Annotated in this window: 16 protein-coding genes and 1 tRNA gene; 7 read left to right on the forward strand and 10 right to left on the reverse strand. The window is 65.8% G+C overall.

From position 1 onward, the window contains the following. Position 1 precedes the first annotated feature (1 nt). The 3 genes from P2G67_RS13940 to P2G67_RS13950 form a co-directional block, all read right to left on the reverse strand. Positions 2–1,297: an NAD(P)/FAD-dependent oxidoreductase gene (locus P2G67_RS13940; protein ID WP_275823852.1), complete on the reverse strand. Its 1,296-nt coding sequence runs from the start codon at positions 1,295–1,297 to the stop codon at positions 2–4. Between the two features lie 380 nt (positions 1,298–1,677). Then, positions 1,678–2,517, reverse strand: a complete 840-nt coding sequence (locus P2G67_RS13945; RefSeq protein ID WP_275823853.1) for a serine hydrolase — start codon at positions 2,515–2,517, stop codon at positions 1,678–1,680. Between the two features lie 70 nt (positions 2,518–2,587). Further along, a complete protein-coding gene (locus tag P2G67_RS13950; RefSeq protein ID WP_275823854.1) occupies positions 2,588–3,586 on the reverse strand; it encodes a mechanosensitive ion channel family protein in 999 nt (332 codons plus the stop codon). A 514-nt stretch (positions 3,587–4,100) separates the two neighbouring features. Between P2G67_RS13950 and P2G67_RS13955 the strand changes: the two genes are divergently transcribed. Further along, positions 4,101–4,313, forward strand: a complete 213-nt coding sequence (locus P2G67_RS13955) for a DUF4160 domain-containing protein (protein WP_275823855.1) — start codon at positions 4,101–4,103, stop codon at positions 4,311–4,313. Then, positions 4,297–4,710, forward strand: a complete 414-nt coding sequence (locus P2G67_RS13960) for a DUF2442 domain-containing protein (RefSeq protein ID WP_275823856.1) — start codon at positions 4,297–4,299, stop codon at positions 4,708–4,710. The genes P2G67_RS13955 and P2G67_RS13960 overlap by 17 nt, the downstream gene beginning before the upstream one ends. A 28-nt stretch (positions 4,711–4,738) precedes the next feature. Here P2G67_RS13960 and P2G67_RS13965 read toward each other — a convergent pair. Then, positions 4,739–4,813: transfer RNA gene (locus P2G67_RS13965), tRNA-Val, on the reverse strand. A gap of 138 nt (positions 4,814–4,951) precedes the next feature. Between P2G67_RS13965 and P2G67_RS13970 the strand changes: the two genes are divergently transcribed. Beyond that, positions 4,952–5,764, forward strand: a complete 813-nt coding sequence (locus tag P2G67_RS13970) for an NAD-dependent epimerase/dehydratase family protein (RefSeq protein WP_275823857.1) — start codon at positions 4,952–4,954, stop codon at positions 5,762–5,764. Positions 5,765–5,850: 86 nt separating this feature from the next. Here the strand turns inward: P2G67_RS13970 and argE are convergent, their stop codons facing one another. Genes argE through P2G67_RS13995 form a run of 5 tightly spaced genes read right to left on the reverse strand, consistent with a single transcriptional unit; the run spans position 5,851 to position 10,212 of the window. Next, on the reverse strand, positions 5,851–7,014 hold the full coding sequence (gene argE / locus P2G67_RS13975; protein ID WP_275823858.1) for an acetylornithine deacetylase: 1,164 nt from the start codon (positions 7,012–7,014) through the stop codon (positions 5,851–5,853). Between the two features lie 28 nt (positions 7,015–7,042). After that, positions 7,043–8,491 carry a TrkH family potassium uptake protein gene (locus tag P2G67_RS13980; RefSeq protein ID WP_275823859.1) on the reverse strand — a complete coding sequence of 483 codons (1,449 nt, stop codon included), beginning with the start codon at positions 8,489–8,491 and terminating at the stop codon, positions 7,043–7,045. Between the two features lie 33 nt (positions 8,492–8,524). Next, on the reverse strand, positions 8,525–9,163 hold the full coding sequence (gene folE / locus P2G67_RS13985; RefSeq protein ID WP_322099716.1) for a GTP cyclohydrolase I FolE: 639 nt from the start codon (positions 9,161–9,163) through the stop codon (positions 8,525–8,527). Positions 9,164–9,213: 50 nt separating this feature from the next. Then, positions 9,214–9,609, reverse strand: coding sequence for a Co2+/Mg2+ efflux facilitator ApaG/CorD (gene apaG / locus P2G67_RS13990; RefSeq protein ID WP_275823860.1), 396 nt, complete (start codon positions 9,607–9,609; stop codon positions 9,214–9,216). Positions 9,610–9,627: 18 nt separating this feature from the next. Beyond that, a complete protein-coding gene (locus P2G67_RS13995) occupies positions 9,628–10,212 on the reverse strand; it encodes a hypothetical protein (RefSeq protein ID WP_275823861.1) in 585 nt (194 codons plus the stop codon). A 208-nt stretch (positions 10,213–10,420) separates the two neighbouring features. Here P2G67_RS13995 and P2G67_RS14000 point away from each other — a divergent pair, with 208 nt between their 5' ends. The 4 genes from P2G67_RS14000 to P2G67_RS14015 are packed head-to-tail and all read left to right on the forward strand — an operon-like array spanning position 10,421 to position 15,112. Continuing rightward, positions 10,421–10,999, forward strand: coding sequence for a nuclear transport factor 2 family protein (locus tag P2G67_RS14000; RefSeq protein ID WP_275823862.1), 579 nt, complete (start codon positions 10,421–10,423; stop codon positions 10,997–10,999). After that, a complete protein-coding gene (locus P2G67_RS14005) occupies positions 10,996–11,619 on the forward strand; it encodes a TetR/AcrR family transcriptional regulator (protein ID WP_275823863.1) in 624 nt (207 codons plus the stop codon). Before P2G67_RS14000 ends, P2G67_RS14005 begins: the two co-directional genes overlap by 4 nt. Next, the gene (locus P2G67_RS14010) at positions 11,616–13,544 is read left to right on the forward strand and encodes a flavin-containing monooxygenase (protein ID WP_275823865.1); all 1,929 of its coding nucleotides are present in this window, start codon (positions 11,616–11,618) and stop codon (positions 13,542–13,544) included. The genes P2G67_RS14005 and P2G67_RS14010 overlap by 4 nt, the downstream gene beginning before the upstream one ends. Beyond that, positions 13,541–15,112, forward strand: coding sequence for a class I adenylate-forming enzyme family protein (locus tag P2G67_RS14015; RefSeq protein WP_275823866.1), 1,572 nt, complete (start codon positions 13,541–13,543; stop codon positions 15,110–15,112). Before P2G67_RS14010 ends, P2G67_RS14015 begins: the two co-directional genes overlap by 4 nt. A gap of 3 nt (positions 15,113–15,115) precedes the next feature. On the opposite strand, the gene P2G67_RS14020 is transcribed toward P2G67_RS14015, so the two are convergent. Then, positions 15,116–15,913 carry a TlpA disulfide reductase family protein gene (locus P2G67_RS14020; protein ID WP_275823867.1) on the reverse strand — a complete coding sequence of 266 codons (798 nt, stop codon included), beginning with the start codon at positions 15,911–15,913 and terminating at the stop codon, positions 15,116–15,118. Positions 15,914–15,992 lie beyond the last annotated feature (79 nt).

Consider the following 15,992-nt stretch of genomic DNA (forward strand, 5'->3'; position numbering starts at 1 on the left):
GTCAGAAACCGAGGGAATCGCGAGTGCGGTGGTACCAGACCGCGACAGGCAGGAACCATGGGCGGCCGTGATAGAGGGGCCGCGTGGGGAAGTCCAGTCCGTCCAGGGCCGTGGCGCCGTCGCTTTCTCTCAGCACCTGCCGGCCCAGCTTCATGCCCAGATAGCCGGAAAGTCCCACGCCGGAGCCGCAATAGCCCATGGCATAGTGCAGGCCTTCGTGCCGGCCGATGTGCGGCAGTTCGTCGAAGCTGTAGGCGACGAAGCCGGACCAGGAGTGAGTGATGCGCGTCTTGCGCAGCTCCGGAAAGAGCGCCGTCATAGACTGGTGCAGCCGCCGCCCGCTGGTGTGCGCATCAGTTTCCCCGTGGGAGACGCGCCCGCCGAAGAGGATGCGTCGGCCATCGGGGCTGCTGCGATAGTAGTAGACCACCTTGCGGCTGTCCGTGACCGTGCGCTGCCGAGGCATCAGGCGCTGCATGACTTCGGGGGCCAGCGGCTCGGTGGCGATGATGTAGCTGCCAATGGGAATGACCCGCCGGCGCAGCCAGGGCTGGGCCGGGCCGCTGTAGCCGTTGGTCGCCATCACGACCTCCTCGGCCTGCAGGCTGCCGGTGCTGGTCTGCAGCCGCCAGCCGCCGGCTTCGCGCTTCAATTCCTCCAGGCGGCAGGGCGCGACCACCGAGGCACCGGCCGCCTGTGCCTTGGCGAGCAGTCCGCGCAGATAGCGCGCCGGGTCCAGGCTGGCGTGGCGGGTGAAGACCAGGCCACCGTGATAAGCGTCGGTACCGATCTCCTCGCGCTGCTCTTCGCGCGGCACGATTCGGATCTCGCCGCGATCCAGCTCCGGCCCCTCGCCGTAGCGCCGCAGCAGGCGCTGGAAGGCGGCTCGCGAGTGGGCGCCGTGGAACTTGCCGCAGACCCGATAGGCGCAGTCGATCCCCTCCTCAGCGATGAAGCGCCCGGTCCAGGCCAGGGACTCGCGGCCCAGCTCGAGGATCGCCGCCGCCCGCTCCGCGCCGTAGCGTTGGGTCAGGCGGGCGCGATCGGGCTTGAGGCCGGAAGAGACCTGCCCGCCATTGCGGCTGCTGCAGCCCCAGCCCGGCGCCTCGGCATCGATCACCAGCACTCGCCGCCCGCCGCGCGCGATCTGCAGCGCCGCATTCAGCCCGGTATAGCCGGCCCCGACCACCACCACCTCCGCCCGATCGGGCAGCGGCCGCCCTTTATCCGGCAGCAGCTCCAGCCCCTCCCACCAATAGGGCGTCAGGCGCATGGCATCGTCTGCGAACTCGGACATGGGCGCTCCGGGAAGGAATGGAGAAGTTCGGCGGATGATGAACCAGGCGCTCGGGAGCGGCCAGGGGTGTTGTTGCGCCACTTCGCTATCCTGCGTCATGGTCTACGATTTAAAGTTGGCCATAACTGCAGCAGGAGGTGTCTGGGCGCCGAAGACCGAGCAACCAGGGGGCAACGGAGAGAACGGCAAAACAGTACAGCACGGAGGCCCTCGCTGCCGTTCACGAAACGGCGCAGGGACTTCATGAAGCGGGAGTGATGACAATGCGCACCCTCAGGGAGTTTGACGCACTCTGCCTTACACCTGTTGAGGATCTGACGCCGGAGCAGAGCTGGGAGATTCGCAGGCGACTGCACCAAGTTTGAAGCAGGTTCCGGCCTTCACTCCAACGCCCAAGCTCCCACGCATTTCCGCACGATTTCCCCAACACCCCGCATCGTCTCCATTACACCGTCCAGGCAATCCTCCTCCGGGTGCCAGTTCGCGATCGCGCAGTAGGCCAGGGTGCGCTGTCCGGTGATCAGGCCGGCGTCGGCGCGCACGCCGCTGTCGCTGCCGGTCTTGTTATAGAGGCGCAAGTGCGCGGCGCCTACCTCGTGCGCCAGGGGATCGAGGTGGAAGGCGGCGGCGAGCAGGGAGAGGTCGACATTGCAGGCGAGCCACTGCGCGACCTGACTGTCGACGGCCGGTGAGACGAGCTGGCGGCGGTGCAGCCGGGCGAAGAGGTCGGCCCAGTCTGCGGCGCGGCCCAGGCTGATCGTCGGCGGGTCGTCCGGCCTGCGGTCGTCGCGCACGCAGTCTTCCAGGCGGCTTTCCGGATACCCCAGGGCGCGCCCGCGTGCCTGCACGGCCGCGAGCGTCACCCGCTGCAGCAGGGCGTTGGTGGCCCAGTTGTCGCTGACCGTGGCCACCAGCAGCGCGGCATCGGCGAGCGGCAGTCTGTCGCTGCGCAGGTGCTGCCAGAGGCCGGAATCCGCGACTCGGGGCACACGGCGGCGATCGAGCGGCTCGTCCGCGTGCAGCGATCCCGCTTCCAGGCGGGCGGCCACCTCCAGCAGCAGGAAGACCTTGGCCAGGCTGGCGGTCTTCAAGTTCTGCTCCGGCGCCGCGGAGGCGATCACCGCGCCGCCGGTGACATCGACAACCTTGATGGACCAGTCGACCTTGGGCGTACGGGCCAGCAGTTCCGCCAGGGCTTTGCTCTCATCCTGTTCGTGCATCGCGTCTTCCCCACATCACTCCATATGGCAAAACGCTGGTACGCGGCATGCTTGTCAATGAGAGGCCGGGTCAATGCGACGCCGGGGCAACGTGCCTCTTCCGCTCCTGACCCTGGACAGTCCCGCTTGCGCTGGGTGTGCGCCGCGCCAGAGCGGCGACCTGCTCGCACGACATCTCGGCGGGGCGTAGGGCCGGCGGCACCTGGGCCTCGCGCAGCGCGGCGTCGATATGACCCAGCACCGAGTCCCGGCAGTCGATCTCTTCCGCAAAGCTGGGCACCCAGTAGCGCACGGTGTAGCGGATGCCGGAGCGTTCATAGGCCACCGCACGGGCATCGGGCTTGGGGTCTTTCAGCGCCAGTTCTGAGCGCGCCGCCGCACCCGCGAGCAGGTTTCGCGCCTCGGGAATCGGCAGTTCGTGCGACAGCAGAATCTGGAGCTGTGCCCGATAGTTGCGGCGCGGAGCGCTGTAGTTGGTCAGACGCTGGCGCGCGATCTGACTGTTGGGCAGGATCATGTAGGTGGAATCGCGCGTCTGCAGCCGCGTGGTTCGCCAGCCGATCTCGATGATGCGGCCCTTCGAAGCGCCGTCGATGTCGACCCAATCACCGATGCGGTAGGGTGCGTCGAGTCCGAGCGCGATGCCGGAGAAGGCGTCGGCCACCACGTTTCGGATGGCGAAGCCGATCACCGCCAGCACCAGGCCGGAACTGGCGAGCGCGCCGCTCATCGACTGTCCGAGGAACAGCATGATCGTGGCCACGAGCGCCGCGATGAAGAAGGCCGCGGCGACGAGTTCCTTCAGCAGCCGGGGCACGCGCCGACCCGTCGTGGTCGAACGCTCCAGCGCCAGTCCCACCAGCCGCCCTGCGAGCCAGGCCCAGGCGAAATAGGACACGCTGCCGGCGGCCCGGCGCAGAGTTTCCTGCTCCAGCCCGATCTCGCGCGCAACGGCTTCGTAGGTGAAGAACATGACGATGCTGGCCAGGGTTGCCACCGCTGGCCACGCAAGGTGCCGGAGCACGGGCCACCCGCGCCCCGAAGACTGCGATCTTTTGTTGCTGGTCATGCGGACTCCTTTCCCCGGGGTGGCAAAACGGCCGCACCGGAAGATGAAGGCTGTCGCGGCGCGTGGCACCAGGGGCAGCGATGCGCTGCGGCGGGCAGCCTCGCTTCGCAGTTCCGACAAATGAGACCCATCGCGCCGCGCCGTGCCACGCCTCCACCTCCCACAACAATAGGGCCGGCTGCTTCGAAAAGCAGCCGGCCCGGCGCTCCGCCCTGGGCAGGGTGCGCAACCAAAAGGCTGCGCTCACTGCCAGCCGGCGAGCGCCTGTTCAGACGATGTACGAAGAAACCCCGGGCAACTGCCCCGTACTCGGGATCACAATCATAGATATAGGCGTGATTTTAGAAGTTTCAAGCGGTTAAAGGCAGTTCTTCACGGCCGGCTCTTTTCTCCGGCGAATGCGAAGCCCGGTTCAGATCGGATGCGTGATCTTCCTGGGATGTCTTGAAAAACCCATCAGATGGATTGTGGTGCGTCAATGGTCGTCGTTCACCGCGCGCACGGATTCAGGTTCGTGATTTACACCGCTGACCTCACCCCGGCGCATATACATATCACCGGAGCGGGACAGGCAAAGGTGAATCTGTTCGGGCCGGACGGTCGACCAGAGTTGGTCTCTGTCGTGGGCATCAAGGCGGCGGAAATTCGGCGATTGATGTCAGAGGTTGTCGAACGCCGCGATGAGTTTATGAACGAATGGGAGCGTATCCATGGCACAGGTGACTGACGCGGAGTTCGCGGCTGCGGAAGCCCGTGGCCAAGCGATGCTGGAAACGGAGCCTCGGGCCCGGTCCGCTCAGTACGACCGGAAAACCGGGCGGGTGACGGTCGAATTGGTGAACGGCTGCAGCTACCTCTTCCCGACCGATCTCGTTCAAGACCTGAGCGATGCCAGCCCCGAAGATCTCGCGGATGTCCAGGTCGATGGCATGGGTTTCAATCTGCACTGGCCCAAGCTTGACGTCGATCTCTACGTTCCGGCGCTCGTGGCAGGCGTGTTCGGCACGCGCGACTGGATGAGAAAGGCGCTCGCACGCCATGCGGGTAGTTCGACCTCTGCGGCGAAGGCGGCGGCGGCGCGCGAGAATGGTCGCAAGGGCGGACGGCCGCGCAAGCGGGCATGACCTGATCGGATTGGATAATGCCGGGGAATGGTGGGCGCGGCTGGGATTGAACCAGCGACCCCTGCCGTGTGAAGGCAGTGCTCTCCCGCTGAGCTACGCGCCCGCATGTCTGCGGCGGGCGTTTGTCTAAGCGGCGGCGGAGGGGCTGTCAAGGCGCGCGAGGCGGCGCGCTTGCGGGCAAGTGGCTTTTCCGGCGCCGGCGCCTGCGGCAGCATGGGCGCAGCAGCCTTCTGGAGGGATGATGACAGCGATTCTGATCACCGGCGCGGCCGGCTTTCTCGGCCAGCACCTGGCGCAGCACTTCGCCGACAAGGCCGAGCGCCTGGTGCTGAGCGACATAAAGCCGCTGCCCGAAGAGCCGGCGGGGGCCGAGCGGGTGCAGGCGGACCTGGGCGACAAGCAAGCGGTGCTGGAGATGGCGCGCGAGGTCGATGCGATCCTGCACTTCGGTGGGCTGCCGGTGGAGTATCCCTTCGAGGAAATTCTGCACGCCAACCTGCGCGGCTCCTACCACGTCTTCGAGGCGGCGCGGGCCAGCGGGGCACGGGTGATCTTCGCCAGTTCGAACCACGCCATTGGCTACTACGAGCGCAGCCAGCGCCTGGACGTGGCCGATCCGCCGATGCCCGACGGCTTCTACGGCCTCTCCAAGGCCTATGTGGAACTGCTGGCGCGCACCTACTGGATGAAGCACGGCGTGGAGAGCGCCAGCCTGCGCATCGGCAGTGCCCTGCCGGAGCCGCGCGATGCGCGCAACCTCAGCACCTGGTTCGCCCTGCCGGACATGATGGCGATGATCGAGGCCTGCCTGGCCGCACAGCCGCTGGGCTGCCGCCTGCTCTGGGGCGCCAGCGCCAACAGCCGCGGCTGGTGGGGCCGAGATGACCGGGACGGTCTCGACCTGCCGCCCTTTGATGACGCGGAGCGCTTTGCCGCGGCGCTGGAGGCGAAGGTGACCGACGATCCGGTGAACGAGCGCTACCAGGGCGGCAGCTTCGCCAGCGACGGCTATGACCGCGCCGAACCCGCGCCGCCGCCACCGCTGAGAAGGTGAGCTTCGAGCGCGTTAACATTTTGATGTAGAGCGGATTCACGCATTTGATCCGAACACCGGATAGTTCGGATCAAATGCGATCCGGTCTACTCCACTTCGCAGGCCCAGTCGGCCAGACGGCGCAGGAAGGCGGTGCAGGCCTCCACCTGGGACAGCTCGATGAACTCGTCGGGCTGGTGCGCCTGATCGATCGAGCCGGGGCCGCAGACCACGGTGGAAAGCCCCGCCTGCTGGAACAGACCGCCTTCGGTGGTAAAGGCCACCATGCGGCTTTCGTTGGCGCCGGTGAGGCGGCGCACCAGGGCCTCGGCCGCGCCCTCGCGCTCTGGCCTCAGCGGCGGGACAGCGGCGATGGGCTCGGTGACGATGTCGGCCTCCGGAGCAAACTCGCGCAGGGCCGGTAGCACCTCCTCCTGCGCGAAGGCCTCCATGCGGCGGTGGATGTCCGTCGCGTCCTCGCTGGGCAGGCTGCGGTACTCCCAGACGAAGCTGCAGGCGCCGGGCAGGATGTTGAGCGCGGTGCCCCCCTCGATGGTGCCGACCTGTACGGTGGTCCAGGGCGGTTCGAAGCGGGGATCGGTCTCCTGACGCTTCTCCTGGCCCAATTGCCAGAGCTTCTCGATCATGCGCCCGGCGGCGAAGATCGCCCCGGCGCCGCGGTGCGGCTGGCTGGAGTGGGCCGGACGGCCGGTGATGCTGGTGCGGAAGGCATGGATGGCCTTGTGCCCGGTCACTAGGCGCATGTCCGTGGGCTCGCCGATGATCGCCAGGTCGGGCAAGGGCAGGTTTGCGGTCATGTCCTCGATCAGCCTGCCCACGCCCAGGCAGCCGACCTCCTCGTCGTAGGAGAAGGCGAGGTGGATCGGGCGGCGCAGCGGCCGCGCGGCGAACTCCGGCGCCAACGCCAGCGCGATGGCGAGAAAGGACTTCATGTCCGCGGTGCCACGGCCATAGAGACGGCCGTCGCGCTCGGTGAGCGTGAAGGGATCGCTCGACCAGGTCTGGCCCTCCACCGGCACCACGTCGCTGTGGCCCGAAAGCACGATGCCGCCGGGGATGTCGGGGCCGATGCTGGCGAAGAGATTGGCCTTGGTGCCTTCGGCGTTGGCGGTGCGTCGACAGCGCGCGCCCAGGCCCGTGAGCCGTTCCTCAACCCAATCGATCAGGTCGAGATTGGAGCGGCTGGACACCGTGGGGAAGGCGATCAGCCTGGCAATCATCTCTTTCGGGTCGAGCGTCGCGTCGGTCATGGATCCTCCGGTCTGGGGGGGTAGGGGGTTAGCTGCGCCAGAAGCTCGGCATGAAGAGCACCAGAACAGTGAAAATCTCCAGCCGGCCCAGCAGCATGCCGGCGGATAGCAGCCATTTGGCCGAGTCCGGCAGCGGCGAGAAGTTGCCGGCCGGGCCGACAATGGGCCCCAGGCCCGGGCCGACATTGGCCATGGCGGTTGCGGCGGAGGACACGGCGGTCACGAAGTCTAGGCCGATCGCACCCAGGATTGCCGCCAGCACGGCAAAGCAGAAGATGAAGAGAAAGAAGAAGCTCATCACCGAGGCGCTGACCTGATCGGTCACCGGCCGGCCGTTGTAGTTCACCAGGAAGACGCCGCTCGGCTGCATCAACCGCTTCAACTGCGTCATGGAGGTGGCATAGAGCACCTGGAAGCGGAAAACCTTGATGCCGCAGGAGGTGGAGCCGGCACAGCCGCCGATGAACATCAGGAGGAAGAAAACCGCCACGGCAAAGCCGCCCCAAAGATCGAAGCTCGTGGTGGCATAGCCGGTGCCGGTCATGATCGAGATGGCGTTGAAGGTGGTCAGGCGCAGGGCGTCGAGCAGCGGCAGATGGCTCATGGTGAAGAAGAGCCAGAGCGTGAGCGCGGCAATGGCCACCGCCATGATCGAAAGCATGCCGCGCACCTGCTCATCGCGCAGCAGTGTGCTCCAATCCCCCTGCAGGCTGCGCAGGTAGAGCACGAAGGGCATGGAGCCGAGCACCATGAAAAGGCTCGCCGCCCACTCCAGCGCCGGCTCGTGGAAGGCAGCGAAAGAGGCGTCGCGGGTGGAGTAGCCGGCCGTCGAGACGGTGGTCATGGCGTGGGCCACGGCGTCGAAAGCGCTCATGCCCAAGAGGAAGTAGGTCGCCACGGCGAGGACGGTGACGAAGATGTAGACCGCTACGATCTGCCCGGCGATCTGTGCGGCACGGGGCAGGACCTTGTCGGTCTCGAAGGCTTCGATCTTGAAGAGTTGCATGCCGCCGATGCGCAGCATGGGCAGGACCGAGATCGCGGTGACGATAATACCAATGCCGCCCAGCCATTGCAGCAGCGCGCGCCAGAGCAGGATCCCGTGAGCCGTACCGTCGAGGCCGACGATCACCGTCGAGCCGGTCGTGGTGATCCCCGACATGGCCTCGAAGAAGGCGTCGGTGTAGCTGAGCTGCGTGCTGCCCAGGGTGAAGGGCAGGGCGGAGAAGATCGCCAGCACCACCCAGACCGTTGCGGTGAGGATAAAGGCCTGGCGCAGTTCGAGCTGCGGGCGGTTGCCCCGGCTCGCCAAGGCCATGCCGACGCCGATGAACAGCGTCAGCCCGGAGCAGAGCAGAAACACCGGCCAGTCGTCGTCCCCGAAGCTGGCGTCCACCGCGGCGGGCGCCAGCATGATCAGCGCCAGGACCGAGAGGATGACACCATTGACGAAGACGACGGGCTTGAGATCGGGCATCGCGGGCGATCCGGCGAAACGCCCCGCGCGCGCCTAACCGGCAGACCCGCGATGGCCAACCAGGGAGAGAAACTCGCGCCGGGTCGAGGCGTTGTTGCGGAACAGCCCGAGCATGCGGCTGGTGACCATGTTGACCCCCGGCTTGTGGATGCCGCGGGTGGTCATGCACTGATGCTCGGCCTCGATCACCACGGCCACACCCAGGGGATCCAGAACGTCCTGCAGCGTGTTGGCAATCTGGGCCGTCATCTTCTCCTGAATCTGCAGCCGCTTGGCATAAGCCTCGACGACACGGGCCAGTTTCGAAATCCCGACCACCCGTCGACGGGGCATGTAGGCCACGTGGGCGACGCCGATGATCGGCGCCAGATGGTGCTCGCAGTGGCTCTCGAAGCCGATATCCTTGAGCAGCACCATCTCGTCGTAGCCGTCGGTTTCCGCGAAGGTGCGCTGCAGCAGTTCCACCGGATCGATGGCATAGCCGGCAAAGTACTCTTCATAGGCACGCGCCACCCGGGCCGGCGTGTCGCGCAGGCCCTCGCGCTCGGGATTGTCTCCGGCCCAGCGCAGCAGCAACCTGACGGCGGCCTCCGCTTCCTCCCGGCTCGGCCGGTCGGTCAGTGAATCGTCGGACGGGCCCGAGGGCGAGGTCTTCACCGAAGTCATTGTCATTGGCGGCCTCCTATGCCGCGCTGTCAGGACACGAAGTCGAGTGTTTTGAACTAGTTGATCCGGACGGCTTCATGCGGGCTATCCAGAGAGAAGGCTGGAATGGCGATCCAGAAACGTTCCCCACGGTCGCTTTGCATTTCGTAGCGACCCTGCATGATGCCACTGGCTGTCGGCAACGGGCAGCCGCTGGTGTAGACGAAGCTCTCACCAGGCGCCAGATGCGGCTGCTCGCCCACAACGCCTGGACCCTCGACTTCCTGAGTGAGGCCGTTGGCATTGGTGATGCGCCAATAGCGGTTGAGCAACTGCACAGCCTCTGCGCCGTGGTTCTCGATCCGGACCTGGTAGGCCCAGACGTAGTGGTGATTCTCCGGCTGCGACTGATCCTCCAGGAACCTGGGCTCGACCGTCACCTGAATGGAACGGGTGGTTTCACTGTAGCTCAAGGCTGTACTTTCTCTCGCTCACATGGCGTCCGGGGCGTCGACGACGGCATCGATCTCCGGGCGCATGGTTTCGGCCATCTGTAGATCCTCGTCGCTCACCTGCTCGATGGAGCGGGCAATCGCCACGGCCGGTCCCATCATCTCCAGCATGCTGGCGCGCTGCTCCTCGCTGACGCCGGGTTGATTCTCGATCTGCTCCAAGGCCGCCGTCATCTCCTGCAGCATGTTCGGGTGCTGCTCGCGGATTTGCAGCGCCATATAGGCGCGCAGGGTGCGATCACCGACTTCGGCCCAGCGGTCCTCGTCCGTGTAATCCTGGTCGGCAAGAATGGCCTGGAACTCCGGGTAGCCTTCGTGGTCGCGGAACTCTTCAAGCGAGGCGGCCATGGGGGCAAAGCCATCGTCGGGGTTGATCTCGATGTTGTCGAAATCGCTCTCGTCGTAGCGCTGACCGAGTTCCTCGAGCGCGTCCAGCGTCGCCAGGAAGCGGCGTACCTCGTCTTCTTGCAAGGGCGCGCCACTTTGCGCCTGCGCGGTGAACGGCAACAGGACGATCAGCGCGGCAAACAGGGCGGAGCGCAGGCCAAAGCGCAGTAAGGACATGCATAACCTCTATGGAACATCGTTGACCGGCAGGAGCCTAGAGCAAGTCCCCTTGAGTTGAAACCTCGCAACGCAGCTTCCATGCTGGCCCAGAGTGTGGCCCCGTGCTTGGCGGTAAGGGGTGCCTTCGGCGCGGGACATGGCGCTTGCGTGCCCCCGCAGCGCTGCGCTACCAAACAGTAGGAATTCAGAATAAAGAGTAGGCGCGATGGCCGATGAGATGACCAAACTGCTCGCCCGCGAGGAGATCCGCGATCTGATCAAGCGCTGGTGCCGCGCGATCGACCGGCTCGACCTCGGGGCCATTCGCGATGTCTTCCACCCCGATGCCTACGATGATCACGGCAGCTTCAAGGGAGGTGTCGATGCCCTCATCGCCTGGATCGCTGAGCGCCACAGCAGCATCCCCTTCAGCATGCACGCGGTGACCAACTGCCTGGTGGACTTTCTGGCCGAGGATGAGGCACTGGCCGAAACTTACTGTATCGCCATGCAAAAGTACCCTGTGGAAAGCAGAGGCGCGTTGGAAGCCCTCGTGGGCAAGCTGGACATGCCGGCCGACAAGAGCTTGGACATGACGATCGCCTGTCGCTACGTGGATATCGTGACGCGGCGCGACGGTTGTTGGAAGATTGCCCGGCGCACGGTCGTTTTCGATTCTGTCTCCGTGGTCCCCGGCGTGGCCGTGCCGCGTCCGGAGGATACCGGCTGGGTCGGCGGCAAGCGTGGGGGCGAGGGCGCGGACCGCGACCTAGTCTATCAAATTCTGGCACGAGGGACGGTATGACGACGAGGACGCGAGACCAGCAGCCGAAAGGCCTGCGCGCGGAATTGCACGCCCTGAAGCGCGCTCGCATCGTCGACGCGGCGGTGCGCCTGTTCTACGAGCGCGGCTACGACGGCACCACAGTGGATGCGCTTGCTGCGGATATTGGGGTGGCCAAACCATTTATCTACAGTCATTTCAGTAGCAAGCAGGCGATACTTGAGACAGTCTATGAACAGTCGGCCTCCCGACTGCGCGCCAACATCGAGGCAGTGGTAGCCAGCGACCAGCCGGTTCCAGACAAGCTTGCGGGCTTCCTGCGGGAGTTCACGCTGGAGAACATCGACCGCCAGGTGACCAGCGGCGTCTATCTCCAGGAAGAAAAGAATCTTTCCGAAAGCTTCCTGAACCGCATTCGCGAGATTGAGCGCTCCTTCAACGACCTCCTGGCCGGTTTGGTTGCCCAGGGCTGTGAGGAGGGGCATTTCCATGTGAGCCAGCCCAAGCTGGCGGCACTCAGCATTGCCGGTATGGTGCGTTGGGTGCACCGCTGGTACTCGCCCGACGGTCCCCTTTCGCCTGAGGAACTCGCCGACGAAATCGCGCAGCTTGGTCTGAACCTGGTGGGATATCGCGGGTGAGCGCTGTTAAGGCACAGGCGGCCGCTGAGGCCGTCGCGCCAACCGTGAACTTTGGCGGGGCCGAGGAGATCGTCGCTCTGGGGGCGGCTGTAGCCACCTTGCGGTGGGACGAGGCACTGGCCCGGCGCCTGTCGGCGGAGGTGGCCGAGCGGGGGCGCGGACGCATTTCCGACGAACTGGCCGAAGCAATCGGGGTCGCAGCGGCCGAGGAGGCCGCAGCAGGCCGCCCCACGCCGCGGCTCGGGGGCGACAGCAGGCTGGCAAGGCTGCTGGTCACCGCCTGCCTGGGCACGGAGGTCGAAGCGCAAGAACATCTCATGCTGCTCGACCAGTCCGACCTTTTGGCGGACAAGCCGCACTCGCGTCCGCGGGGCTCTCACTCGAAAGCGGCGGAGCAGAAGCGGGTCGCGGTAATCGGTGCCGGGGCCTCCGGCATTGCCATGGGGCGCGAACTGCTGGAGGCCGGCTATGCGGTCACGCTGTTCGAGCGGGATCATCACTGCGCCGGCACCTGGGCACAGAACCTCTATCCCGGCTGCGGCGTCGATTCCCCCAGCTATGTCTACTCCTACTCCTATGCTCAGAAGCCGGACTGGAGCCGTTACTTTGTGCGCCGGGCCGAGATCGCGGACTACCTGGAGGACTGCGCCACGCGCTTCGGCCTGCGGGCGCACATCCGCTTTGGGACCGAAGTGCTGGCCTGCGACTACGACGCACAGCGTTGTCGCTGGGACGTCACCACGCAGACCGGCAGGGCGGCGCCACGGACTGAAAGTTTTGATGCAGTGGTCAGTGCCGTGGGGCAGCTCAACAGCCCCGCCTGGCCCAGAATTCCTGGCTTGGAACGTTTTTCCGGTCCGCTGGTGCATACGGCCTGCTGGAATCCGGCGCTGGACCTGAAGGGCAAGCGGGTGGCGGTGATCGGTGTCGGGGCCAGTGCCATGCAGGTGGTGCCGACGATTGCGCCGGAGGTCGCCCAGCTCACCGTCTTTCAGCGGCAACCACACTGGGTCATGCCCAACCGCCACTATCTGGCCGAGGTGCCGGCGGCGGAGATCGCGCGGCAGAAGGCGCTTCCGGCCTACCTCGCCTGGAAGCGGCTGATCTTCAACTGGAACTACGGTGACTATGCCTTTCCGGCCCTGTTGCAAGACCCGGAGTGGCCGCAGGAGGTCCCCGATGCGCTGAACGCGCGCAGCGCACGGCTGCGCGACATGATGCTGCGCCACATCCACCGGCAACTGGCAGGACGGCCCGATCTTATCGAGAAGATGACCCCGGGCTACCCTCCCTATGGCAAGCGGCTGCTGCTGGACAACAACTGGTACAAGACCTTTCTGCGCGACAATGTGCGCCTGGTGACGGACGGCATCGCCCAACTCCTGCCAGAAGGCATCGAAACCCGGGATGGCGAGCGGCATGAGTTTGACGTCATCATCTTTGCCACCGGCTTTGAGGCCAGCCGCATGCTCTCCTCATTCGAGGTGATGAACGGGCAGGAGCAGAGCCTGCGCGGGCTGTGGGGGGATGACAATCCGCGGGCGCATCTCGGGGTTACGGTGCCCGGCTTTCCCAACTTTTTTATGCTCTACGGCCCCAACACCAATCTCGCCTTTGGCGGATCGGCCATCATCCATTCCGAGATCCAGAGCCGCTACATCGTGCAGTGCCTCGACATGGCAACAGAAGCTGGCGCAGAGGTACTGGAGTGCCGAGCCGAGGCCTTCGAGGCCTACAACCGCGAGGCTGACGAACGTCTGAGCCGCATGGTCTGGTCGCTGGGCGGCTCCACCAGCTGGTTCAAGAACACCTCGGGTCGCGTCACCACCAACAGCCCCTGGAGCATGGGCGAGTACTGGGCGCGCCTGCGCCAAGTGGATCCCAATGATTTTCGCTTTGTTCGGGCAGGCGAGGATCAGCGATGATATCGGCGTCACTGCGTAAAGCGGGCACCGGCCTTTCCCAGGAAGCAGCGCGCGAGGTCGAGTGGTTAGAGGCCTGCCTGGCAGACTGGCGCGCGGCCTGCTTTCCCGAGCTGATCCTGTCGGGCAAAGCCGAGCCTGAGCATCTTGCCGTGGTGCATGGCGACAGAAAATGGAGCCATGGCGCGTTGGCGCAGGCCGTGCGCGGTGCAGCCCGCACGCTCGCAGGCCGGCACGGCGTGCAGCCCGGCGACCGGGTCGTGATGATGATGGAGAACAGCGATCGCTTCATCATTGCCTACCTGGCGATCCACCTGGCCGGGGCGGTGGCCGTGCCCTTCAACACGAAGCTGAGGCGGCGCGAGATCGACTACCAGATCACGGACTGCCAACCCAGCCTGCTGATCTCAGACGCGCCGCTGGAGAGCGCGTTGGCACAGATCCGGCCGGAAGCTCTGCTGGATGTGCTGCCGGCGGAGGTCGACTTGCCGAGGGTGGAACCCGACGCACCCGCCACGATCTTCTATACCTCCGGGACCACTGGGGCGGCCAAGGGCGTGATTCACAGCCATCGCACGCTCATCGCCGGTGCCTTCCAGAACTGTCGCGGCTGGGGCTACGAGATGCCCGGCAGTGTGACGCTGGCCATGACGCCGCTCTTCCACATCGCTGCCCACTCATGGTTCTATCCCGTGCTGGCCATTGGCGGCACGCTGATCGTCGAGAGCTTCAAGACCGAGGTGGCGCTCGACCTGATCGAGCGCCACCGGGTCGACGGCTTTGGGGCTGTGCCGGCGATGCTGCTGATGATGCTGGAGCATCCGGACCGCGCCGCGTTTGACCTCTCGTCGGTGCGGAACATTCGCTTCGGGGCGTCCAGCATGCCGCCGGAGCGGATTGCCGAGTTGCGTGAGGCCTTTCCCAATGCCGGGCTCTTTCACGGCATGGGGCAGACGGAGTCCGGCGGAACCATCAGCGTGCTGCCGGATGCCTTCGCGCTGCGCAAACTCGGATCGGCGGGCGGTCCCATACCCGGCGTAGCGGTCAAGATCGTCGATGAGGCCGGTGCCTGCGTGCCGCGCGGCACCGCAGGTGAAGTGCTGGCCCAGGGGCCGCATGTCATGGTGAGCTATCTCAACAAGCCTGAATCCAGCGCCGAGACGCTTGCCGCGGGCTGGCTGCACACCGGCGACATCGGGGTCATGGACGAGGACGGGATGATCACGCTGGTCGACCGCAAGAAGGACATGATCGTGCGCGGCGGCGAGAACATCTACTCCACCGAGGTGGAGCACCAGCTCCTGCTGCACGAGGCGGTGCGCGAATGCGCCATCGTCGGCCTGCCGGACCGTTTGCTGCAGGAAGTGGTCGGCGCGGTCATAGTGACCGATGACGAGGCGGACGAGGCCCTGCGCGCCAGCCTGCTCGATTTCGCGGGCGAACGCCTGGCGCCCTTCAAGATCCCGACGCGCTGGTTCTGCACAGATGTCCTGCCGCGCACGGCAACCGGCAAGATCCAGAAGCAGGCCATCCGTGAGGCCGCAGCGCGAGGCGCACTCCCGGAGTTCTGACGCTCAGCCGGAGGTCATCTCGGCAATGTTGCGCAAGAGCACTTCGCGGGAGATTTCGCCCAGATGCGAGCGCACGAGGTCGCCCTGCGCATCGATGAAGAGTGTGACCGGCAAGCCGAGGGCATCGTAGTGGGCTGTCAGTTGTTGTTCGCGGTCGAGGAGCACCAGCCCCAGGTTCAGCTCCTCTGCGTCGAGATAGCGGTGGATCTCCGCCATCTCTTCACCCTGGTTGGCGAAGATGAAGGTGACGCCGTCTTCCTCGGCGGCGACCTCTGCCATCATCGGCATCTCACGGCGGCAGGGTGGGCACCAGGTGGCCCAGAGGTTCACCACCAGCGGCCCTTCGAAGCCGTCGCCAAGCGCGAAGGCCTCCCCGGTCATCTGCTGGAACTGGGTCTCGGGCAGGGTGGGGCGTTCGCGGCTCGTGGTCAGTTGCAGAGTGACGGCCCAGGCGAGAAGTCCGGCGGCGAGTGGGGCCGCGGCCCAGGGCAGATGCCGTCGCGGCAGCCGCCACACCGCAAATGCGGCCAAGGGTATCACTGCCCAGGGCCAGGAGAAGCCGCCTTGCCAGAAGGCCAGCGCGCGCAGCGGTTCCTGTGCGAAGGTGGAAAGGTGCTCGAGCACATGGCCCAAGCGGGCGCTGACGACAGCCAGCGCGACGCTCCAGAAGGCCCAGGATTCAAAACGCCGTCCCAGGCGCCAGGCGATCAGCACGGCCAGGAACAGGAAGGCGCCGATCCCCAGAATCGCCGCGAAGCGCTCGCTGGAGAAGACCAGGGGACCGATTCCGACTGCGTTCATGCTTTCACGACCTTGCCAAGCTGCTCATCTGTGGGAGGCGGATGCTATCGAGCCTCCCGGCGGGGCCAATGGCGCGGAT

Origin of the sequence: Aquibaculum arenosum, assembly GCF_029222965.1 — a bacterium.
GTDB lineage: Bacteria > Pseudomonadota > Alphaproteobacteria > Kiloniellales > DSM-21159 > Aquibaculum > Aquibaculum arenosum.